The organism is Chitinophaga dinghuensis, from assembly GCF_003259435.1.
Lineage (GTDB): Bacteria > Bacteroidota > Bacteroidia > Chitinophagales > Chitinophagaceae > Chitinophaga > Chitinophaga dinghuensis.
Window position 1 is genome coordinate 155,386 of the sequence record NZ_QLMA01000001.1, and the last position, 22,601, is coordinate 177,986.

Annotated in this window: 19 protein-coding genes; 8 read left to right on the forward strand and 11 right to left on the reverse strand. The window is 45.2% G+C overall.

The annotated features are described in order from the left end of the window. The first annotated feature begins 45 nt into the window (after positions 1–45). A complete protein-coding gene (locus tag CLV59_RS00525) occupies positions 46–3,093 on the forward strand; it encodes an amidohydrolase family protein (RefSeq protein WP_211323694.1) in 3,048 nt (1,015 codons plus the stop codon). 25 nt (positions 3,094–3,118) lie between these two features. Next, positions 3,119–4,420: an amidohydrolase family protein gene (locus CLV59_RS00530; protein ID WP_111590057.1), complete on the forward strand. Its 1,302-nt coding sequence runs from the start codon at positions 3,119–3,121 to the stop codon at positions 4,418–4,420. Positions 4,421–4,496: 76 nt separating this feature from the next. On the opposite strand, the gene CLV59_RS00535 is transcribed toward CLV59_RS00530, so the two are convergent. Both CLV59_RS00535 and tyrS read right to left on the reverse strand, forming a co-directional pair. Beyond that, positions 4,497–6,881: an ABC transporter permease gene (locus tag CLV59_RS00535; RefSeq protein WP_111590058.1), complete on the reverse strand. Its 2,385-nt coding sequence runs from the start codon at positions 6,879–6,881 to the stop codon at positions 4,497–4,499. A gap of 207 nt (positions 6,882–7,088) precedes the next feature. Then, positions 7,089–8,372 (reverse strand): tyrosine--tRNA ligase, encoded by a 1,284-nt coding sequence (gene tyrS / locus CLV59_RS00540; protein WP_111590059.1) that lies wholly within the window; start codon positions 8,370–8,372, stop codon positions 7,089–7,091. Between the two features lie 219 nt (positions 8,373–8,591). On the opposite strand from tyrS, the gene CLV59_RS00545 reads away from it, so the two are divergent. Further along, positions 8,592–9,620: a hypothetical protein gene (locus CLV59_RS00545; protein WP_146616099.1), complete on the forward strand. Its 1,029-nt coding sequence runs from the start codon at positions 8,592–8,594 to the stop codon at positions 9,618–9,620. Between the two features lie 49 nt (positions 9,621–9,669). Here the strand turns inward: CLV59_RS00545 and rfbD are convergent, their stop codons facing one another. From rfbD to CLV59_RS00575, 6 genes are read right to left on the reverse strand one after another with little or no spacing between them, the layout of a single operon-like run. Further along, positions 9,670–10,536 (reverse strand): dTDP-4-dehydrorhamnose reductase, encoded by an 867-nt coding sequence (rfbD, locus tag CLV59_RS00550; RefSeq protein ID WP_111590061.1) that lies wholly within the window; start codon positions 10,534–10,536, stop codon positions 9,670–9,672. Positions 10,537–10,544: 8 nt separating this feature from the next. After that, on the reverse strand, positions 10,545–11,105 hold the full coding sequence (gene rfbC, locus CLV59_RS00555; protein WP_111590062.1) for a dTDP-4-dehydrorhamnose 3,5-epimerase: 561 nt from the start codon (positions 11,103–11,105) through the stop codon (positions 10,545–10,547). Positions 11,106–11,113: 8 nt separating this feature from the next. Beyond that, positions 11,114–12,169: a dTDP-glucose 4,6-dehydratase gene (gene rfbB, locus CLV59_RS00560; protein ID WP_111590063.1), complete on the reverse strand. Its 1,056-nt coding sequence runs from the start codon at positions 12,167–12,169 to the stop codon at positions 11,114–11,116. Between the two features lie 21 nt (positions 12,170–12,190). Then, a complete protein-coding gene (locus CLV59_RS00565; protein WP_111590064.1) occupies positions 12,191–13,135 on the reverse strand; it encodes a UDP-glucuronic acid decarboxylase family protein in 945 nt (314 codons plus the stop codon). Positions 13,136–13,146: 11 nt separating this feature from the next. Beyond that, positions 13,147–14,460, reverse strand: a complete 1,314-nt coding sequence (locus CLV59_RS00570) for a UDP-glucose dehydrogenase family protein (protein WP_111590065.1) — start codon at positions 14,458–14,460, stop codon at positions 13,147–13,149. After that, on the reverse strand, positions 14,457–15,596 hold the full coding sequence (locus CLV59_RS00575; protein ID WP_111590066.1) for a DegT/DnrJ/EryC1/StrS family aminotransferase: 1,140 nt from the start codon (positions 15,594–15,596) through the stop codon (positions 14,457–14,459). The genes CLV59_RS00570 and CLV59_RS00575 overlap by 4 nt, the downstream gene beginning before the upstream one ends. 113 nt (positions 15,597–15,709) lie before the next feature. On the opposite strand from CLV59_RS00575, the gene CLV59_RS00580 reads away from it, so the two are divergent. Further along, positions 15,710–16,969, forward strand: coding sequence for a 3-deoxy-D-manno-octulosonic acid transferase (locus CLV59_RS00580; protein WP_111590067.1), 1,260 nt, complete (start codon positions 15,710–15,712; stop codon positions 16,967–16,969). On the opposite strand, the gene CLV59_RS00585 is transcribed toward CLV59_RS00580, so the two are convergent. Further along, complete coding sequence (locus CLV59_RS00585) at positions 16,939–17,976, reverse strand: hypothetical protein (protein WP_111590068.1); 1,038 nt, start codon at positions 17,974–17,976, stop codon at positions 16,939–16,941. The genes CLV59_RS00580 and CLV59_RS00585 overlap by 31 nt on opposite strands. An 85-nt stretch (positions 17,977–18,061) precedes the next feature. On the opposite strand from CLV59_RS00585, the gene CLV59_RS00590 reads away from it, so the two are divergent. Beyond that, positions 18,062–18,631, forward strand: coding sequence for a thymidine kinase (locus tag CLV59_RS00590; protein ID WP_111590069.1), 570 nt, complete (start codon positions 18,062–18,064; stop codon positions 18,629–18,631). A 68-nt stretch (positions 18,632–18,699) separates the two neighbouring features. Here the strand turns inward: CLV59_RS00590 and CLV59_RS00595 are convergent, their stop codons facing one another. Continuing rightward, on the reverse strand, positions 18,700–19,191 hold the full coding sequence (locus CLV59_RS00595; protein ID WP_245950726.1) for a GtrA family protein: 492 nt from the start codon (positions 19,189–19,191) through the stop codon (positions 18,700–18,702). 76 nt (positions 19,192–19,267) lie between these two features. Then, a complete protein-coding gene (gene accC, locus CLV59_RS00600; protein WP_111590070.1) occupies positions 19,268–20,758 on the reverse strand; it encodes an acetyl-CoA carboxylase biotin carboxylase subunit in 1,491 nt (496 codons plus the stop codon). A 91-nt stretch (positions 20,759–20,849) separates the two neighbouring features. On the opposite strand from accC, the gene CLV59_RS00605 reads away from it, so the two are divergent. The 3 genes from CLV59_RS00605 to CLV59_RS00615 all read left to right on the forward strand — a co-directional run bounded on the left by CLV59_RS00605 (position 20,850) and on the right by CLV59_RS00615 (position 22,553). Then, positions 20,850–21,518, forward strand: a complete 669-nt coding sequence (locus CLV59_RS00605) for a heme exporter protein CcmB (protein ID WP_111590071.1) — start codon at positions 20,850–20,852, stop codon at positions 21,516–21,518. Positions 21,519–21,663: 145 nt separating this feature from the next. Next, positions 21,664–22,326 carry a cytochrome c biogenesis protein CcsA gene (gene ccsA, locus CLV59_RS00610; RefSeq protein ID WP_111590072.1) on the forward strand — a complete coding sequence of 221 codons (663 nt, stop codon included), beginning with the start codon at positions 21,664–21,666 and terminating at the stop codon, positions 22,324–22,326. Further along, a complete protein-coding gene (locus tag CLV59_RS00615) occupies positions 22,323–22,553 on the forward strand; it encodes a CcmD family protein (RefSeq protein ID WP_111590073.1) in 231 nt (76 codons plus the stop codon). The genes ccsA and CLV59_RS00615 overlap by 4 nt, the downstream gene beginning before the upstream one ends. Positions 22,554–22,601: the final 48 nt, after the last annotated feature.

Here is a 22,601-nt window from a genome sequence, read left to right on the forward strand (position 1 = left end):
ATTAAATTTATCGTGAAATCTAAATCGTATAAATAAACGTTTTGCATGAAAAAAGCTTTTGAGAAACCGGGGGCACTCCTGTGGTCCCACGGATTAACCTATGCGCTGAAGCGGCATCGCAGTCAGCTGATGTTGCTGGCCCTGCTCCTTGCAGGTACTGGTGCGAGCGCTCAGAGTACTTTCCCTACCAATGGTATTGCCGAACCTAAAGAAGGCTGTTACGCATTTACGCATGCCACCATTGTACGCGATGCACAGAACACTATCGCCAATGCCACCCTGGTGATCAGAGATGGTAAAATCACGGATCTGGGACCTGCTGCGGCTATTCCTAAAGATGCGGTGGTAGTGGATTGTAAAGGGAAATACATTTATCCTTCTTTCGTAGATATCTACAGTGGCTACGGAATGGGAGATGCCAAAAAAGGCGGCTTTGCATGGAATGCAGCTCCACAATTCCTTTCCAATACCAAAGGTGCTTACGGCTGGAACCAAGCCATCAAAAGTGAGACCGATGCTGTCAAACTGTTTAATACAGACCCTTCAAAAGCAGCTCCCCTGCGTGGCGCCGGCTTCGGTACTGTACTGACCCATCAGCAAGATGGTATTGCCAGAGGTACTGCGGCATTGGTGACCCTCGCCGATGAACGCGAGAATACAGTTATCCTTCGCGAGAAAGCCGCTGCGGCCTTCTCTTTCGATAAAGGTACTTCCACCCAGAACTATCCCAGCTCTCTCATGGGCGTGATCGCGCTGTTGCGTCAAAGTTTCCTGGATGGACAATGGTATAAAAACCGTCCTGCAAAAGAAGGAGTGAACCTCAGTCTCCAAGCCTGGAACGATAATCTGCAACTGCCGCAGATCTTCGCTGTCACAGATAAATGGGAAGCGGTTCGTGCAGATAAAATAGGAGATGAGTTTGGCGTACAATACATTATCAAAGGCGCTGGAAATGAATACCAGCGTATGAATGAAATGGCCGCTACCAAAGCGACTTTCATCCTGCCAGTGAATTTCCCTTCTGCGATTGATGTGGAAGATCCGGCAGATGCCCGCTTTGTAGCGCTGGCGGATATGAAGCACTGGGAAATGGCGCCTACAGAACCTGCCGCTTTCGAGAAGGCTAATATTCCTTTCTGCCTGACAGCGGCCGATCTGAAAGATGTGAAACAATTCCTGGCCAATGTGCGTAAAGCCATTGAATATGGTCTTACAGAACAGAAAGCCCTGGAAGCGCTGACAAAAACGCCTGCAACCCTGCTGAAAGCCTACGATAAAGTGGGTAGCCTGGAACCAGGTAAACTGGCGAACTTCCTCATCACCAGCGGCCCTGTTTTCAAGGAAAACAGCGTACTCCTCCAAAACTGGGTACAAGGAAATAAATATGTCATTAAAAACGACGGCTGGAACGACCTCCGTGGTACCTACGCGGTTACGCTCAGTAACGGTAATACCTACACGGTAGAAATCAAAGGTAGTCCCGATAAACCACAACTATCCGTATTGGGTAAAGATACCCTCAGCGGAAAAATTGATATCACGGATAAACTGGTAGTGTTAAATCTGCCGCAGTCCAAAGGAAGCAATGCTGGCCTGCGACTGAATGGCCTGATTGGCCAGAACCAATGGATGGGTACTGGCGTGGACTCCAGCAACAGCAGCCTGAAATGGACAGCTGTACTGTCTAAACCATACCAGGAAAAATCTGATTCGACAAGGAAGAAGCATGCCCCTCAAGTAGGTGAATTATTATATCCTTTCAATGGTTATGGTTGGGATAAACTGCCACAACAACAAGATATCCTGATTAAAAATGCAACTGTCTGGACCAACGAAAAAGATGGTAAACTGGAAAATACCGATGTACTGATACGTGGTGGAAAAATTGCCCAGATTGGTAAAAACCTCGCAGCTGGAAACGCCCGTGTGATCGATGGTACAGGGAAACATTTGTCGGCCGGTATTATCGATGAACACTCTCATATCGCTATCTCCAAAGGTGTAAATGAAGGTTCTCAGTCTGTAACAGCAGAAGTACGTATAGCCGACGTAGTGAATCCGGAAGATGTGAACATCTATCGTCAGTTAAGCGGTGGCGTTACTGCCTCTCATCTGCTGCATGGTAGCGCTAATGCTATCGGCGGACAATCACAGCTGATCAAATTGCGCTGGGGACAGACAGCCGAAGAGCTGAAAGTAGCAGGCGCTGATCAGTTCATCAAATTCGCATTAGGAGAAAACGTGAAGCAATCTAACTGGGGCGACAGAAACACCGTGCGTTTCCCTCAAACACGTATGGGCGTTGAACAAATCTATATGGATGCGTTTACCCGTGCCCGTGATTATGAGAAAGAAGGTCCTGGCAAACGCCGCGATCTGGAACTGGATGCACTGGTGGAAATCCTCCATTCAAAAAGATTTATCACCTGTCACTCCTATGTACAGAGCGAAATCAATATGCTCATGCATGTGGCAGACGCCTTCCAATTCCATGTGAACACCTTCACACATATCCTGGAAGGTTATAAAGTGGCTGATAAAATGAAAGCGCATGGCGCTGGCGCTGGTACGTTCGCCGACTGGTGGGCATACAAAATGGAAGTACAGGATGCAATTCCTCAGAACGCAGGTCTCATGAGCCAGGTAGGCGTAGTTACTGCTATCAACTCTGATGATGCCGAGATGGCCCGTCGTCTGAACCAGGAAGCTGCAAAAAGCATCAAGTATACAGGTATGTCTGAAGAAGATGCCCTGAAAATGGTAACGCTGAATCCAGCCCGACTCCTACATGTGGATAACCGCATGGGTAGTATCAAAGTAGGGAAAGATGCAGACCTCGTATTATGGAGCGATGATCCATTGAGCATCTATGCTAAAGCAGAGAAAACGCTCGTAGACGGTATCGTGGAATTCGACCGGGATTATGATCTGCAGTTGCGTCAACGCATCGCCGCAGAACGTAGCCGCCTTATCAGCAAAATGCTGAATGAAAAGAAAAAAGGCGGACAGGTAGAAAAAGCCGCTTTCCATCCAGATGAAATGTATCACTGTGAAGACTTACAAGGTGGTCACCAGCACGATGTAATCCAATAGCCGTTCATTTTTAATTATCAGCGTAATGAAAAAACAACATATCATATTTACGGCAGCCCTGGCTATGCTGATCTCCAAAGGACAGGCACAGGAAACCGTATCCCCTGCTCCGGCACAGCAAAAGCCGGTATACCTGACCAATGCCACTATTCATGTGGGCAACGGACAAGTAATCACCAATGGAACTATTGGTTTTGAAAAAGGAAAAATTATTGCAGTAGGCGCAAACGTAAACGCAGCTGCAGGAGCCACTGTATACGACCTGAAAGGACAACACGTGTATCCGGGCGTCATTGCACCGGAAACTAACCTGGGGTTGGTGGAATTTGAAAGTGTACGCGCTACCAGAGATGAGCGGGAAGTAGGAGAGATTAATCCTTCCATTCGTTCTCTGATTGCTTATAATACAGATTCTAAAGTGATCAATACCCTGCGCTCCAATGGTATCCTGCTGGCAGGTATCACCCCTCAGGGCGGTATCATCAGCGGAACTTCTTCTGTGGTACAACTGGATGCCTGGAACTGGGAAGACGCCGCTTACAAAGCAGATAATGCCCTGCATTTATTCATTCCGCGCATGATGCCAGCCGGCGCTGGTGGCGGCGGTCGCCGTAACCGTTCTGAAGATGGCGGTAACAATGCGATGGAAATGGTGGAAAATGTACGCGCCTTCTTCCGGGAAGCGAAAGCTTATCTCGGAGAAAGTAAACATACTGCCACCAATCTCAAGTATGAAGCGATGCGCCGACTGTTCAACAAAGAACAGAAGCTCTTCATCCATGCAGAACTGGAAAAGGAAATTATGATAGCTGTGGATTTTGCGAGAGAATTCAATGTAGACGTAGTGATCGTAGGAGGAACAGACTCCTGGCGCGTGACTGATCTGCTGAAAGCAAATAACATCGCAGTAATTCTCAGTCAGCCACATAGCTTGCCTGTTATGCAGGACGACGATGTGGATCAGCCTTACAAAACACCAGCGCTGTTACAAAAAGCAGGCATTTTGTATTGCCTCAGCAACGAGGGCTTCTGGCAACAGCGTAACCTTGGCTTCGAAGCTGGTACTGCCGCTACTTACGGACTTACCAAAGAAGAGGCATTGTCTGCCATTACAATCAATGCCGCCAAAATTCTGGGTGTGGATAAACTGACAGGTACCCTGGAAAACGGTAAGGATGCAAACATTGCAGTGAGTAACGGAGACATGCTGGATATGAAATCCAGCGTTATCACCCAGGCGTTTATCCAGGGCCGTGAAATCGACCTGAATAACAAACAAAAACAGCTGTACGAGAAATATCAGCAGAAATATGGCCTGAAGAAATAACCGCTCTTATTCCCATCAACGGAAAAGAGAGACGACAATAAAGCAAAAAAGAGGGGGCAACCCCTCTTTTTTGCTTTTATTCCGATTTCAATGATTTAACAGGATTCGTCAATGCTGCTTTGATAGACTGATAACTCACTGTCAGTAATGCAATCATCAGCGCCACGCCGCAGGTACCTGCCAGTAGCCACCAAGGTATATCTGTACGATATTCATAATGTAGCAGCCATTTACTCATAAAGTAATATGCCACTGGAACCGCAAGCACAAACGCTATCAGCACCAGTTGTACAAAATCTTTTGTCATTAGTCCCCATAAATGAAGTACAGAAGCGCCCAATACTTTCCTGACACCCACTTCCTTGATTCTTTGTTCTGCCATGAAAGTGGCCATGCCAAACAATCCCAGGCAACTGATAATGATAGCGAGGATAGCAAAGAAACTAGATAGTCGGGCAATACGTTTTTCTGCATCGAATTTATCGGCGTAGTTGTTATCTACAAACCGATAGTTGAAAGGCATACCAGGATTATACTTTTTGAAGATGGTTTCCATTTCGGCCAGCGATTCTTGGGTAGTTTTGGCCGGATTGAGACGTGCAGTGATGAAGTTTTTTTGGTTATAATTAAGTCCGAATATTGTGCGGAAGACATTCTGATACGGAGATTCCATCACCATATCTTTCACTACGCCAATGACGGTGTAGGGCTGGCCATCTACCTTTATTATTTCCCCTACAGCGTTCTTGAACCCCATAAATTTAGCGGCCGTTTCATTCACAATAAGGGCGCTGCTATCAGATGCAAATTCTTTGGAAAAGTCGCGTCCCTCGACGATCTGCCAGTCGATCGTTTTTCCATAATTATCCGTAACAGTAATAGCTGCGAAGTTGCCATTTGTACCTGGTAACATACCTCTCCAGGTATATCCGTTATTCACCGCCATTACTTCTGTAGTGAGAGAATTGGAGCCTGCCATATCCACGATAGCGCCTGAAGAGATCAATTCCTGCCGCATTGGGTCATAGTTGGCTGCCGCTGTAGGGGTATTAATTGCGAAAGAAACCAATCCTTCCCGGTTGTAAGCGGTAGGGCGGCTTTGCGCATAATGGATTTGTTTGATCACTACGAGCGTACCGATAATCAGAATAACGGACACGGTGAATTGTATCACTACCATTGTTTTACGTGGAATGGACGCTAACCGGCCTCCCCGGAAGGTTCCCTTCAGTACTTTCACCGGTTCGAAGGAAGAGAGGTATAAGGCCGGATAACTGCCTGCCAGCAAACCTGTGACCAGGGTAATACCGAGGGCTATCAGCCAGAACATTGGACTGGTAAAGGGAATACTTACTTTTTTATCGGCAATATCATTGAAGAGAGGGAGACTAAATTGTACCATCACGAGGGCCGCTATAAAAGCGATGCCGGCTACCATCATTGATTCGCTAAGGAATTGTACAATCAATTGTTGGCGGATGGAGCCTACTGCTTTTCGTATGCCCACTTCTTTCGCCCGCTTTTCAGAACGGGCGGTACTCAGGTTCATAAAATTGATGCAGGCCAATAGCAATACAAAGCCTCCGATAATGCTGAAGAGCCATACAAACTGGATTCTGCCGCCTATATTGATTCCTTCCGCCCAATCAGAATATAAATGCCACTTGCTCATAGGGTGAAGAAAGATCTCTGGTTTATAGGCTGCTTCATCTGGCCTGACCTTATGCAATTTGACATCTTTTATTTTTGCGGAAACCTTTTCCAGATCGGCATGATCTGCCAGTTGAGCAAAGCATTGTGTAAAATTAGGCCGCCAGGGGTTGTCTAGTTCTCTCACCCATGATTCAATATTCAGTTTTAGTTCCCAGGGCGCCATAAAGGCCAGATTTCGAAAGGAGGAGTTGTAAGGCAGATCTTCATAGACGCCGGTTACTTTTACATCTGTGGATTCATCTAATTTGATGAGCTGGTCCATGGGGTCTGCATCGCCAAACATGGCTTTGGCGGTGGATGCGGAAAGCATAATAGAATGAGGATCTTTCAGGCCGTTGCGGGTACCTTTCAGCATTTTTAAACTGAGCATTTCCGGAAAAACTGGCTCAAAGAAGTTGCCTACTTGGGATATACCATTGTTATTGTGGCTGAGGATATGCGGTGATGGCCAGGCCGCCATGGATATGTATTTGAAGTCGCTTCCATATTTATCCCGTATTTCATCGCCTAAAAGGTAGGGCACTGCAGATTGAGTCCCTTTAACACCGTTGAAGGTTTGATGTTGCATAACTGCCACCAGGCGGTCGTAGTTGTCGTGATTTTTGCTGAAAGTCAGTTCATCCTGCAACCACAGTCCAATCAACATAGTCACGGCCATACCTAATGATAAACCTGCAATGTTGATGAGCGAAAAGGTTTTATTCTTTCGGAGGTTTCTCCATGCTATTTTGGTATGACTTCTCAGCATATCTTTAATATTTTGTCTGCAAAGCAGCAAGAAAATTGCCACTTATATAACCTGTTCTTTGTTAATGCTTTATAGAGATTACTGATTGATTTAAATGTCCGTTTATGAACAACAAATATCGAAAAACGGACGGTTATTGATATAAAAAAAACAGGTTGTCTCTACTTGGTAGAAACAACCTGTTTACTAACGATGATGCATGATCGGTTAGATCGCTTTCAGCAGATAATAGTTTTTCTTTCCTTTTTGAAAGAGAATGTATTTATCGCGCAATAAAGCTTCGGTGTTGATCACCTTATCGATACCTTCAATTTTTGTTTTGTTCATGCTGACACCGCCTCCCTGCACCATTTTGCGGGCTTCGCCTTTGCTGGGGAAAATGCCTGTTTCAGCCAGCAGCGATACGATATCTTTTCCTGCCTGGAGATCAGCTATTGGTACTTCTACCTGCGGTACGCCGGTGAGTACATCCAACAATTGTTCTTCTGTAAGGGATACCAGTAAAGCGGCGGTATCGTTCTTAAAAAGCATTTCTGACGCTTGTACAGCGAAATCATATGCTTCCTGACCGTGAATGAATACGGTTACTTCCTGTGCCAGACGTTTCTGGAGCAGGCGTTGTTCCGGCGTCTGACGGTGCTGTGCAATCAGTTCTTCCACTACTGGTTGTTCCATGAAAGTGAAAATCTTGATGTAGCTTTCTGCATCTACGTCCGTGGTGTTTAACCAGAACTGGTAGAACATGTAGGGAGAGGTGCGGGATGCATCCAGCCATACTGTACCTGCTTCGGTTTTACCGAATTTGGTACCATCGGCTTTTTTGATCAGCGGGCAGGTAAATGCAAACGCTTCTCCAGCCGCTTTACGGCGGATCAGTTCTGTACCCGTAACAATGTTGCCCCATTGATCGGAGCCACCCATCTGCAGTTTACAGTTTTTAGCCGTATACAGATGATAGAAATCGTACCCTTGAATGAGTTGATATGTAAATTCAGTGAACGACATGCCGCTGTCTCCTTCAAGTCTTTTCTTTACGGAGTCTTTGGACATCATATAGTTCACCGTGATGTGTTTACCGGTGTCGCGGATAAAATCGAGGAAACTGATGTTTTTGAACCAGTCAAAGTTATTCACCATTTCCGCCGCATTAGGTTTGGCAGGATCGAAATCCAGGAAGCGTTCCAGCTGGGCTTTAATTCCCGCCACATTGAGGGCGAGGGTGTCCAGATCCAGCATCTTTCTTTCTTCTGCTTTGAATGAGGGGTCGCCCACCATACCGGTAGCACCGCCTACCAGCGCCAGTGGCTTGTGTCCTGCCTTTTGCAGGTGTACCAGCAGCAAGATAGGAACGAGACTGCCGATGTGCAATGATGCTGCAGTAGGATCAAAGCCTATATAGGCTGTGGTCATTTCCTTTTGCAGTTGTTCCTCAGTGCCAGGCATCATATCCTGTAGCATGCCCCGCCAGCGCAGTTCTTCTATCAGATTCATGATTCAATAAAATTTGTCAATTCTGCAAACCTACAGAATTAATGGGAACAGTTGCCTTTAAATTAAGATTGCGTATATCAAATCGCTTTTATAACTAAATGTTATATATGTAAACTTTTCTAGATTATGTAATTTTATATGAATAAATTTTAAGTGCAATAACTTTGCAGGGGAAATCTCCTAAGTACTAATTACCAACATTAGTTAAGTAATATACCTATGAAAAAAATGATGTTAATGGGAGCCGCAGCTACAATGCTTTTTTTCGCGTGCTCCAAAGATAAGGACAAGAACAATGGACCTGTTACTGTTGAATACGACGGCACATCTCTGACAACAGCTGTGAAAGTAAATCATGGAGTGGTAGTAAATGGCAACATTCCTGATGCTTCTACAGATGCTACTGCTCCTAAACTTGCTGCGGAAATGTCCACTGATAGTTATTCAGCCGTTGCTGGACGATACATCATCGTTCCGCTGAAAATGGAGAACACGACAGTGCCAACAGGTGCTTATGTCAAATTTGAAGGGGCTACTTCCTATTTCAAAATTGATTTTTCTAAACCTGTAAATGGCCGTCAAGCTGGAGAAAACCCATCACTTGAACGTGCTACAGTAGCGGATTCAGGTATTGTTATTCAATTACCTAACGATATCCGGGATAAAGTATTCAAACTGATTGTGGCAGCTTATGACGCTACAGGAAAGATCAGTAATCCGGTTACATTATCTGTTTCTGTCCTGAATACTGCGGCAAATATGGATGCACAGGCCTTCGTTGGTAAATGGCATCCCACGCGCCAGAAAGATACCAGCTGGCATCCTCTCTATGCAGATGTAGAAACTTATTCCTGGTTTACTTGCAGAGATGGCAGACCTGCCTACACATACGACAGCCTTTCTACAAGTGATTGGAGAGCCAGAGATTACTTCAGACACTATGATGATGTATATCTGCAACTCCTGAGTGATGGTAGTGGCGTTGATTACAGAAAAAATACAGTCGTTTCAGTGGATATGAGTAAATCGGTCTGCGGAGCGCTTACAAATGTTACCAACACAACTACTTATAACCTTAACATTAGCTGGGGATATAATGCTGCTACTAAGAAGATGATAGTGGTATACGATCTTGGTGGTACTGGAAAAATGAGCGACTTTATGGTGACCGAAGCAGAGGTTTACCTGGAAAATGGTAAGTTATACACTAAGGTGCCAAGTTATGTAAATGAGTATGTTAAACAGTAACGCAATACTGTTATAAAAATCAAAGGCCCCATTTTGGGGCCTTTGATTTTTAAATATGTTTCAGGCATTCCGCCAGGCTGTCGCGCCAATACGGGATGCTGATACCAAAAGTAGACTTGATTTTCTCCTTATTCAATACGCTAAAGGAAGGACGTTTGGCAGGAGTAGGATATTTGTCGGAAGTAATTGGGGAGACGCGGGTCGTCGCACCAGTCATTTCCTTGATCGCTACGGCAAAATCATACCAGCTGGTCACACCTTCGTTGCTGTAGTGGTAAACACCGCCTACAGCCGTTTCCGGATGTTCCATGCGATGACGCAGGATCTGCAGTAATGCAGCTGCCAGGTCTACCGCATAGGTTGGCGTACCTGCCTGATCGAATACTACATTCAGCTCCGGTCTTTCCTGCATCAGTTCTTTCATTCGCTTGGCGAAGTTGACCCCGAATTCAGAATATAACCAGGACGTTCTTACTACAATATGATTTTCATCCGTACCAATAACGGCGGCTTCTCCACGCATTTTGGAGCTGCCATAAACGCTTTCAGGATCTGTATCATCGCTTTCCTGGTAAGGCACGCTGCTTCTGCCATTGAACACATAGTCTGTAGATACGTGCAGCAATGGTATTTGATGTGCAGTACATGCTTCCGCAAGCGCGAGGGCTCCCTGGAAGTTTAACTGGAAAGCCTTTTCCTCTTCTGTTTCTGCCTTGTCAACAGCTGTATAGGCAGCACAGTTGATGCAGGCTTCAGGCGTATTGGTATTGAAATATTCGGAAACCGCTTCAGGGTTAGTGATGTCCAGGACATCATAATCCGTATAAATAAGATTGAACTCAGGGAAAGCGGCGGCGGCTTTTCTTAAAGCATGCCCCAGTTGTCCGTTTCCACCTGTTACCAAAATATTCTTCATGATAACGATTAACGATTGTAAATGAAATTATGGGAGATATCGGCCAGTTTAGGCAGCACCAGATCTTTTTCAGAAACGATGGCATCTTTCAGATCGATGCCCCAGTCAATTTTAAGAGCCGGATCATTGAAGATAATACCTCCTTCACTTGCTTTGTGATAAAAGTTATCACATTTGTACATTACTTCCGCGGTTTCACTGATAACAGCATAACCATGGGCAAAGCCTTTCGGTACCAGTAACTGCAACTTATTGGAAGCGCTCAGTTCAATCGCAAAAGATTGTCCATAAGTAGGAGATCCTTGACGGATATCCACTGCCACATCAATAATGCTACCCTCGAGTACGCGTATCAGTTTGGTCTGTGCATAAGGTTCCAATTGATAATGCAATCCCCGTAATACGCCATAGGTGCTGCGGGCCTGGTTATCCTGAACAAAGTTATAAGTGATGCCTGCTGCATTAAATGTGTTGGCATTGTAACTCTCAAAAAAATAACCCCGATGATCGCCATGGACTACTGGTTCAAAAATCAGCAGATCAGGAATATGTGTTTCTTTAAATGGCATAGTCGCGATTATCTTTTTTGATATTGTTCCTGGTAATATTGTTGATATGCGCCGCTGGTTACATGCTGCAGCCACTCTTCGTTAGACAGGTACCAGTCAACTGTTTTTTCCAGCCCTTCTTCAAACTGAAGAGATGGTTCCCATCCCAGTTCTTTATTCAATTTGGTAGCATCGATCGCATAGCGGAGGTCATGGCCTGCACGATCCTTCACAAAAGTGATCAGTTGCGCAGAAGTGCCCTCCGGACGTCCCAACTTCTTATCCATGATGCGACACAATAGCTGGATCAGGTCAATGTTTTTCCATTCATTGAATCCACCGATATTATAGGTTTCACCAAGTCTTCCATTATGGAAAATAACATCAATTGCACGAGCATGATCTTCCACAAACAGCCAGTCACGTACATTTTCACCCTTTCCGTAAACCGGTACGGGTTTATTGTTTTTAATATTATGAATGGCCAGCGGAATTAATTTCTCCGGGAAGTGATGTGATCCATAGTTATTGGAACAGTTGGAAATAATCGCTGGTAAATGATATGTATGGTAATATGCCATTACAAAGTGATCGGAACTCGCTTTAGAGGCGGAGTACGGAGAACGGGGATCGTAAGAAGTTTCTTCAGTGAAGAACCCTTCTTCACCCAAACTACCATATACCTCATCGGTAGAAACATGGTAAAACAGTTTACCGTTTTCATTACCTTTCCAATGCTTCCGGGCGCTGTTCAACAGTACAGCGGTGCCCATTACATTTGTTCTGATAAATGCAAGCGGATCAAGAATAGACCTGTCTACATGGCTCTCTGCTGCAAGATGAATCACCCCATCGAAATGGTATTTCTGAAAAAGTTCATCAATGAATGTTTCATCAGTAATGTCGCCTTTTTCAAAAGTGTAATTTGCCTTTTCATTTATATCCGTCAGGTTTTCCAGGTTACCAGCATACGTGAGCGCATCCAGATTTACAATCTGGTAATCTGGATATTTGTTGACAAATAATCTGACAACATGGGATCCGATAAACCCTGCTCCACCGGTAATTAAGAGTTTCCGCTTCATTTGGAATAGAATATCAGTTTTTTATTGTGATAAAGCTTTTTTAAAGTATTCATAAGTGATCTTCAGACCTTCCTCTCTGTTTACTTTTGGCTCCCAACCCAGCAGGGTTCTGGCCTTGGTAATATCAGGCTGGCGTTGTTTCGGATCATCTTTTGGCAGCGGAAGATAGGTTATTTTCTGCTTTGAGCCTGTTAATTTAAGGATTTCCGCTGCGAACTGGTTGAGCGTAATCTCTTCCGGATTGCCAATATTTACGGGTAAATGGTAATCCGATAACAGTAATTTGTAAATGCCTTCAATGAGGTCGGCAACATAACAGAAGGACCGTGTCTGACTACCATCTCCAAATACAGTCAGGTCTTCACCGTTCAGGGCCTGACTCATAAATGCCGGTAAAGCCCGGCCATCATTGAGTCGCATACGAGGCCCATAAGTGTTAAAGATCCTTACTATCCTTGTTTCTACGCCATGGAAATTGTGGTACGCCATGGTGATGGATTCCAGGAAGCGTTTGGCTTCATCATACACGCCACGAGGACCTACAGGATTTACATTTCCCCAGTATTCTTCCGGTTGCGGATGAACAGTAGGATCTCCATATACTTCTGAAGTGGAAGCCACCAGGATTCTTGCCTTTTTCTCCTTCGCCAGACCCAATAAATTATGGGTGCCAAGGGAACCAACTTTTAAAGTCTGGATAGGCATTTTGAGGTAATCAATGGGGCTTGCAGGGGAAGCAAAGTGCAGAATGTAATCCAGTTTACCCGGAACATGCACGAATTTGGTAACATCATGATGATAGTACTCAAAATCAGGTAAGGGGAACAAATGTTCAATGTTGCTGATATTCCCTGTCAGCAGGTTATCCATCGCTATTACATGATAGCCTTCCTGAATAAACCGATCACACAGATGTGATCCAAGGAAGCCGGCAGCGCCGGCTATCAGTATTCTTTTTTTCTCCATAAAAGAAAGGGTTAAGATAATACAGGAGTACGGCCTACACTCTCATAATGATATCCCAATTCCTTCATTCGGCTTACTTCAAATAGATTTCTTCCATCAAAGATGGCTTTGTTTTTCAGGGCTGCGCTGATCTTACTAAAATCAGGCGTTCTGAATACGCTCCACTCAGTGGCAATCAAAAGGGCGTCGGCATTGTCCAGGCAGGTATACTGATGATCTGCATAGGTGATTTTGTCGCCAATCTGTTGTTTTACATTATTCATCGCTTCGGGATCAAATACAGTGACAGTCGCGCCCTCATTTAATAACGCTTCTATCATGTATAATGCCGGAGCTTCCCTGATATCATCTGTGTTGGGTTTGAATGCAAGTCCCCAGAGCGCAAAGTGTTTTCCTTTCAGATCGCCATTAAAGTAGGCTTTGATCTTAGGCAGGAGAAACAGCTTTTGGTCCTCATTCACATCCATTACGGCGTTCAGTATTTTAAAGTCGTAGGCAACTTCTTCAGCAGACCTTACCAGGGCCTGTACATCTTTTGGAAAACAACTGCCTCCATACCCGATTCCCGGGAAGAGGAAACGTTTACCAATGCGGTCGTCACTACCAATACCTTTGCGCACCATGTCCACATCCGCGCCTAATTTCTCGCAAAGGATCGCAATTTCATTCATGAATGAAATTTTCGTAGCGAGGAATGAGTTGGCGGCGTATTTGGTCAGCTCTGCGGAATTCTCATCCATATAGATTACCGGGTTCCCCTGACGTACAAAAGGAGCAAACAACTCACCCATAATTTTACGGGCTCGCTCAGATTCCGTTCCAATCACTACGCGGTCAGGCTTCATGAAATCATCTACAGCCACGCCTTCCCGGAGGAATTCCGGATTAGACACCACATCAAATGGAACTTTGGCATTGCGTGCAATCGCGGCCGTTACTTTGGCGGCAGTACCTACCGGCACCGTGCTTTTGTCAACAATAACCTTATAATCTGTAATTAATTTACCGAGTTGGTCTGCTACATTGAGTACAAAGGAGAGATCAGCAGCTCCGTCGGCGCCTGGAGGGGTAGGTAGGGCAAGGAAAATAACAGCTGCATCTTTAATACCTTCTTCCAAACTGGTAGTAAAATGGAGACGGTCTTCTTTCAGGTTCCTTTCAAACAATTTTTCCAGGCCAGGTTCGTAAATGGTAATCTGACCAGAGGAGAGCTTGGCAACTTTGTTGACGTCAATGTCTACGCAGGTAACTTCGTTTCCAGTTTCCGCAAAACAGGTACCGGTTACGAGTCCAACGTAACCGGTACCTACTACTGTAATCTTCATGCAGGGTTCTGATTTAGAAATGATTTTACTGATTGAATAATGTGATCAAGTTGATCAGCGTCCATTTCAGTGTGTATTGGCAAGGAAATCACCTTGTGGGTGAGCGTATCGGTTACAGGTAAATCAAATTCAGCGCCACCAAAGGATGCAAACATCTTCTGACGATGTGCAGGTACCGGATAGTAAATCATCGCAGGCACTTGTCTTTCTGCCAGATATTTCTGCATTTCATCACGGTTAGCGCCTTCCAGTTGCAGGGTATACTGATGGAATACATGGTATCCATTATCTGCACGGAATGGAGTAATAATCTGAGGAATGTCTGCAAAAGCAGCATCATAAGCATCTGCTACTGCGCGTCTTGCACGGATATACTCATCCAGCAAAGGCAGTTTAATACGGAGTACAGCTGCCTGTACACTGTCCAGACGAGAGTTAACGCCTACTACATCGTGGTAGTAGCGGGCCGACTGACCATGGTTGGCTACCATTCTGATTTTTGCTGCAATAGCATCATCATCGGTGAAGATTGCGCCGCCATCGCCATAACAACCCAGGTTTTTGGAAGGGAAGAAGGAAGTACAGCCAATATGACCAATAGTACCAGCTTTCTTCTTGCTGCCATCTTTAAAAGTATAATCAGCGCCAATAGCCTGCGCATTATCTTCAATTACATACAGGTTATGCTTATTCGCCACCTCCATCAATGCTTCCATCTCCGCTACCTGACCATACAGGTGCACCGGCACAATTGCTTTGGTTTTAGAGGTAATCGCCTTTTCTACCTGTGCCACATCCAGACAGTAAGTCTTAGGATCAATATCCACAAATACAGGCTTCAGTTGCAGCAGAGCAATCACTTCTGCGGTAGCAATAAAAGTAAAAGACGCGGTAATTACCTCATCTCCTGGTTCCAGACCCAGCGCCATCATAGCGATCTGCAGTGCATCCGTACCATTCGCACAAGGAATAACATGCTTAATCTGCAAATATTGCTGTAACTCCGCGGAAAACTGCTGCACCGCTCCACCATTGATGAAGGCGGTACTCTCCAAAACTTCCTGGATGGCTGCATCAACCTGTGGCTTAATTTTATTGTACTGGCGTTTCAAATCGACCATCTGAATAGGAACCATATGCGCTGTATATTTTTATTTTGTTTAAAGTGTGCAAATTTACAAAAATTGAGATTGGGAGGGACCTATCTTTGTACCTCCTCAAAAATTGAGTAAAAGTACGCAGACAAAACATGATAGCTTCATCTATATATAATTTATTTATCAGATTATACCGCGCAGGGGTAGGAATAGCCGCTTCAACAGGAAATAAAAAGGCTGGTCTCTGGCTAAAAGGCCGCCAGGACTGGATAACCCGCCTGCAAGCGCAACACTTGACCAATACCCCGGTAGTATGGGTACATGCCGCTTCCCTGGGCGAATTCGAACAAGGAAGACCCGTTCTGGAAGCTATCCGGGCAAATTATCCAGGGCATAAAATTTTGTTAACTTTTTTCTCCCCCTCTGGCTATGAAGTACGCAAAAACTATCCCGGGGCAGATTATATCTGTTATCTGCCACTGGATACAAAGGCCAACGCCCGCAAATTCCTGGACCTGACCCGTCCCGAGCTGGCCATTTTCATTAAATATGAATTCTGGCTGCACTTCCTCACGGAACTGCATACACGAAAAATTCCCACTTTACTCGTTTCTGGCATTTTCCGGGAAAAACAGATCTTCTTCAAAGGATACGGTGGACTTTTCCGCAAACTGCTGGCAGGTTTTACCCATTTGTTCGTGCAGAATAAGGCTTCGCTGGATTTATTACAGCAAATAGACATGCAAAACGCATCTATCAGCGGGGATACCCGATTCGACCGGGTGGCGGCTCTTTTGGAGGAACATCAGCAACTGCCCCTGATAGCGCAGTTTGCGGAAGGGAAACCATTACTGGTAGCCGGAAGTACCTGGCCGGAAGATGAGCAGATATTGGCGGAGTGGTATAAAACCAACCAAGATAGTCCACTGAAACTGGTGATAGCGCCGCATGAAATTCATGATACACATATTCAGTCCATCCTGCATTTATTTCCGCAAGCAGTACGCTATAGCGCTGTTAAGGAGCAATGGCAGGAGGCAAATGTGCTGATCATCGATAATATAGGAATGCTGACCACCCTGTATCGTTACGCCTCCATCGCATATGTAGGGGGCGGTTTTGGCAAAGATGGGATTCATAATATCCTGGAACCGGCTGTTTATGGCATGCCGGTGCTCATAGGCCCCGTTTATGATAAGTATTTTGAAGCGGTAGAACTGGTGGCTGCAGGAGGCGCCATTGTTGTAAATAATGCACAGGAGTTAAATGCGGAAGTAAATTTATTATTGTCAGACACCACTATGTGGGCACGAAAAGCTGCTGTCAGCAAAGACTACGTCTTGTCTAACAAAGGGGCTACGGAAAAAATCATGCATTATATTCAGGAAAATCGTTTCCTGAGCAAAGTGTAGAAGTGTTTTACCAGGGGATCTTCATCCTGCCAACCCTGTAAAATCTTTATTTCACGCTGAATCCATCTGTCGGCCTCCTGTAAGGTGTCGAAATCATTGATGGTTTTGATGGAACGTTCGTAGAGATCTTTATCGTTGTTGAATAATCCTCCAATAAACTGGTACTTATCATTGATACCGATGGCATTGCGCAGATCCTGAATCCTTTGCTGGCCTAACTTCTGCCCCAGCTCCACTTGTTGCTGGGCAAGCCGGTCATTCAGCGAGCTACCATTGGATGGCGCAGGCGCAGGCTGATCAAAAAGGGTAGGAGCTGGCTTGTACTCCTTCGCAACAGGAGCTGCAGCAGCTGCGAAGCCAGGTACTGGCTGCGGTGCTGGCGTTTCCTGCGTATACTGTGGCCTTACCGGTTCAGGAGTGACTGGCTGTACAGACGGAGCAACAATATTCCTGGTTTCTTCCACAAATGGCGAGGTAGAAACAGGCGGTTCATAAATAGGGTGAACCGGCGCAGGAGGAGCAGGCGTATTTTCCTGTACAAATTGCGGCGTAACCGGAGCCGGTACTACTGGCGCCGGAATATTTTCCGGAATACTTACAGGTTCAAAATGATGATTTACCGAAGGCGCTTCTGGCACTGGAGTAACAGTGGCCGCCTGCGGCGAGATGATATTTTCAGGAACGGCAGTTTGTTGCACAGCAACAACAGGCATTTCCTTAAATGGCATGTCTGTTTCCGTTAGTTCCGGTTTATTTGACGGTAAAGTTGTAGTTTGCACCGCTGGTTCAGGAACGGTAACAAAAGGTTCCTGACGAGCAGGCATGATAACAGCAATCTGTCCGGATGTAGACTGCATCTGCTGTTCATGGGATTGCTGATGTTGTCTGTTCCTTGCATGTAAGACCTCAGCCTGCAACATTTGTACATAATACGAAATGGTTTGCAGGTCAGCACCGGAATATCTTAATTCCTGAAGCTTCTCAATTAATGCATATATTTTTTCCATGCCTTAATTGTTAACGGTGAGTAATAGATAATTATTTCACTAAAATTAGAGTATTTTAATTAATTAATAATCAAAATAGTACATTATGTTTATTGAACCTTCTCTTGCAGGAGGACGCAGGGGCTGGATAGAAGTAATTTGCGGCTCAATGTTTTCCGGAAAAACAGAAGAGCTGATCCGCCGACTGAAACGTGCGCGCATTGCCAACCTGAAAGTGGAGATCTTCAAACCCGCAGTGGATACACGTTACGATGAAAGTAATATCGTTTCCCACGACGAAAATATGATTGTTTCTACCCCAATAGATAATTCCCAGCAGATGTTACTGCTGGCCCAGGATGTAGACGTAATAGGTATCGACGAAGCCCAGTTTTTCGACGCTGAACTGCCGGCAGTATGTGATCAGCTGGCATTGAGAGGTATCCGCGTAATTATCGCCGGACTGGATATGGACTATACAGGCAAACCTTTCGGCCCTATGCCGGCACTGCTGGCCAAAGGGGAATATATCACCAAGTTGCACGCCATCTGTATGAAATGTGGACAGATTGCCAACTTCTCTTATCGTAAATCCGCCACCAAAGACACCGTTCTGCTGGGCGAAAAAGATTTATATGAACCCCGCTGCAGGCATTGTTATTACGAACTGCCATAAAATATTATAGGGAGATGACTGGTCCTCGGACTTGTCATCTCCCTATATTTAATTTAACAGCATCGCGGTTACGCCCGCTGCTCCTTTACCTTAAATGTAAATTTCTTCTGGGTCAGGTAACTGAAAATCACCACCAGCGCAGTAGTACAAATCTTCGCTACCGTTGGGAACAAATGCAACTGCTCTACAAAGATCTTCATCAATGCATAGTTCAGCAACACACAAACCCCTACCAGCATAAAATACCGGAATAACTGCGTACGCCCCTGCAAGTTAGATTCGGAGAATACCACATATTTACTCAGCATGAAGCCAGTCGGAAACGTTACAGCCATCGACATGAACATCGCGGCAATATGCGCTCCCATATTAATATTGATCAAAGGCAGATGCACCGCCTGTTTCTCCAGAATGAAGTTGTAGCAAATGAAATACAGAAAGATATCCAGCACAGTATTTCCACCACCACAAGCCAGGTAACGGAAGGTCTGAGCAGGAATAATCCCGCTGAATGGCTTATGGAAGAAATCTATGATGTTGAGTATTAGTCTGCGTATCATATAAAAAATTGTCGCAAAGTTAATTTTTTCCGCGTTTTTCGGAAGCACTTTAACTTATCTTAACATATGTGATAATTTATCGTAACGTATTTCGCTTTTTCCAGTTACTGGTTTCCTGATTCGTGGAAAGCGCTCCCTTTTGTAAAGCTAATTGTTCCTGCTGCCATACCTGTGCAGCCAGGATAGCCGCTACTTTATTTACTCGTTCATCCCCTGTCATCAAGGATTGTGGCGTAAAATATTTCGCAATAAAATTCGTATCAAAATTACCTTCAATGAATGCAGGTTGCTGCAAGGCCCAGTGTCCGAAAGGTAATGTGGTACGGATACCTTTCACCTGGTATTCCTCGATCGCCCGTAGTAGCCTGTATCTGGCTTCTTCCCGGGTACTGCCCCAGGCAATCAGTTTGGCAATCATAGGATCATAATAAATAGGGATATCCATACCCTGCTCGTAACCATCGTCTACCCGAACGCCATATCCCTGCGGACGGATATACGTTTCCAGTTTACCCGTATCCGGTAGGAAGTTGTTTGCAGGATCTTCCGCGCATACGCGCAGCTCAATCGCATGACCATTAATATGCAGACTTTCCTGGTTAAAGGTCAGTTGTTCGCCACGGGCTATCTTAATCTGCTCTTTTACCAGATCCAATCCGGTAATCAGTTCCGTAACCGGATGTTCTACCTGTAAGCGGGTATTCATTTCCAGGAAATAGAAATTCAATTGTTCATCCACCAGGAACTCCACAGTTCCTGCGCCATAATAATTACAAGCCCTGGCTACGTCTACGGCACATTTCCCCATAGCGGAACGAATAGCCGGTGTCAGCACGGAAGAAGGCGCCTCTTCAATCAATTTCTGATGACGACGTTGTATAGAGCATTCACGTTCAAAGAGATATACATAGTTGCCATGTTGGTCGCCCAGAATCTGGATCTCAATATGGCGGGGAGAACCTACATATTTTTCAATAAATACGGCATCATCGCCGAAAGCGCTCTTCGCTTCGCTTTTCGCCATACGGATTTGCTCTTCCAGCTCTTCCGGGTTATTCACCACGCGCATACCTTTACCGCCACCGCCGGCACTGGCTTTGATCAGAATGGGAAATCCTGTTTTCTGCACTACTTCCCGGGCTTCTTCCACACTACGCAGCGGCGTTTCCGTTCCCGGTACCATAGGTACTCCGAATTTCTGAGCGGCTTGCTTCGCCGCCAGTTTACTACCCATCACTTCAATGGATTCAGCAGAAGGACCGATGAAAGTAATGCCTGCTTCCTTCACTTTTTGGGCAAATCCGGCATTTTCACTCAGGAAGCCGTAACCAGGGTGTATGGCATCCGCTCCACGTTCCAGGGCAACGGCAATTATCTTTTCCCCCAGCAGGTAAGACTGACTGGATGGGGCAGGACCAATACATACCGCTTCATCTGCATATTGTACAAATGGCATGGTACGGTCTGCTTCTGAGAACACCGCCACCGTTTTAATACCCATCTCATGGGCTGAACGCATGATGCGTAACGCTATTTCCCCTCTGTTGGCAACCAGAATTTTTTTCATCAGCTCGGAATTTTAATATCTGGCAATATAATGAATAGCTACCAGCTAACAGCAGCTTTTAAACCCTCATTGCCTATCTTTGCCGCTGATCATGAAAAAAAATAGTCCAATTCAACAGACCCTTACCCTTGTGAAAAAGGATCTGCTGCTGGAAATGCGCCAGCAGTATGCTTTTTATGGTGTCTTACTATATATCGTTTCTACGGTTTTTGTTATAAACCTCATGATGGGGAAACCGGAAGATAAACTCTGGAACGCCCTCTTTTGGGTGGTACAACTCTTCGTGGCCGTCAACGCAGTTGCCAAAAGTTTCATGCAGGAAAGTAAGGGCCGGCTACTGTATTTCTATTCACTGGTTCATCCCCGGTACTTTATTGCCGCCAAATTGATATATAATATTATCCTGATGTTGGTCATGAGCCTGATCGCTCTTGGATGTAGTATTATGCTTTTGGGTAATCCCATTGCCAAGCCGGGCTATTTTGTAGGCGTAGTGCTGCTGGGGGGCGTTAGTCTTTCTCTGTTATTCACCATGCTGGCGGCTATTGCAGCTCAGGCTAATCATAGCGCCGCCCTGATGGCTATTATGGGTTTCCCATTGATCCTGCCGGTTTTGATGCTGCTGGCCAATGTTTCTATGCCCGCCTTTCTGACGGTATTTCAACCGGGATTGCCGAAGATGTTTTGGCTACTCGGCGGAATGGACTTCCTCGTAATCGCCCTGTCAATGATACTCTTCCCGTTTTTGTGGAAGGACTAGTTAGTCAAATCGCAAAGAAAAGCCCTACTTATGGTAATGTTGTTTAATGAGTTTTCAGGCATGTTTGATAAACTTAAAATCCTGTAAAATCTTTGTGATTACCGCTAAAACGTGTAGGTTTGCCCCGGAATATAGCTGCGAAAAAATGGCCAAACATTGGTGGAAAGCATTGGCGATACTGCTTCTTTTATACGTAATTATCGCCGGGTTCACTATCGAAATACCAATCATAGGAACGAACGGACAATCATCCCGTGGACTGTTCTTTCATGTACCCATGTGGATGTGCATGTATACGATGTTCACAATCTCCGTTGTCAACTCTCTCCGGTATCTGTCTAAATATGATATGAAAATGGATGTGCTTGCAGGAACTGCCGGCACAGTAGGAATGCTTTTCGGTATTCTGGGTTTTGCAACAGGCTCCCTCTGGGCTACTTATACCTGGGGCGGTACGCTCACCAGCGATCCTAAACAAATGAGTACTGCTATCGCTTTGCTCATTTATATGGCGTACCTGGTATTACGCATGTCGATCCATGACATGGATAAAAGGGCGCGCATCTCTGCCGTTTTCAACATATTTGCGTTTGCCTTACTCATTCCGCTGACTTACATCCTCCCGAAAATGGTGGATTCGCTGCATCCTGGAAGTGCCTCTACTCCTGGCTTCTCCAGTAAGGATACGGATAGTCACATGAGAATGGTGTTTTATCCGGCTATCATCGGATGGATTTTATTGAGTGTGTGGATTTACACCCTCGTTGTTCGTTACAAGAAATTAGAGCTCAAAAATATTTTTAAATGATCTACAGAATATTCTCCCGTTGTCTGACCATTATGTTGTTGCTGATTTCCTTTGTGGCCAGTGCCCAGCAACAGAATACTGAAACGGGACCGGTAAACGAATTGTTCCGTAGTAATGGCAAAATCTATGTGATTGTTGGAATTTTAGTGATCATATTCCTCGGGATTGTGTTATTTCTGGTTAACCTGGACAGGAAAATCAAGAAACTGGAAGACAGAGAAAGATAGTCATCCATCATTGGGTTGTAGGATCATATGCATCGGTGTTATTGTTGA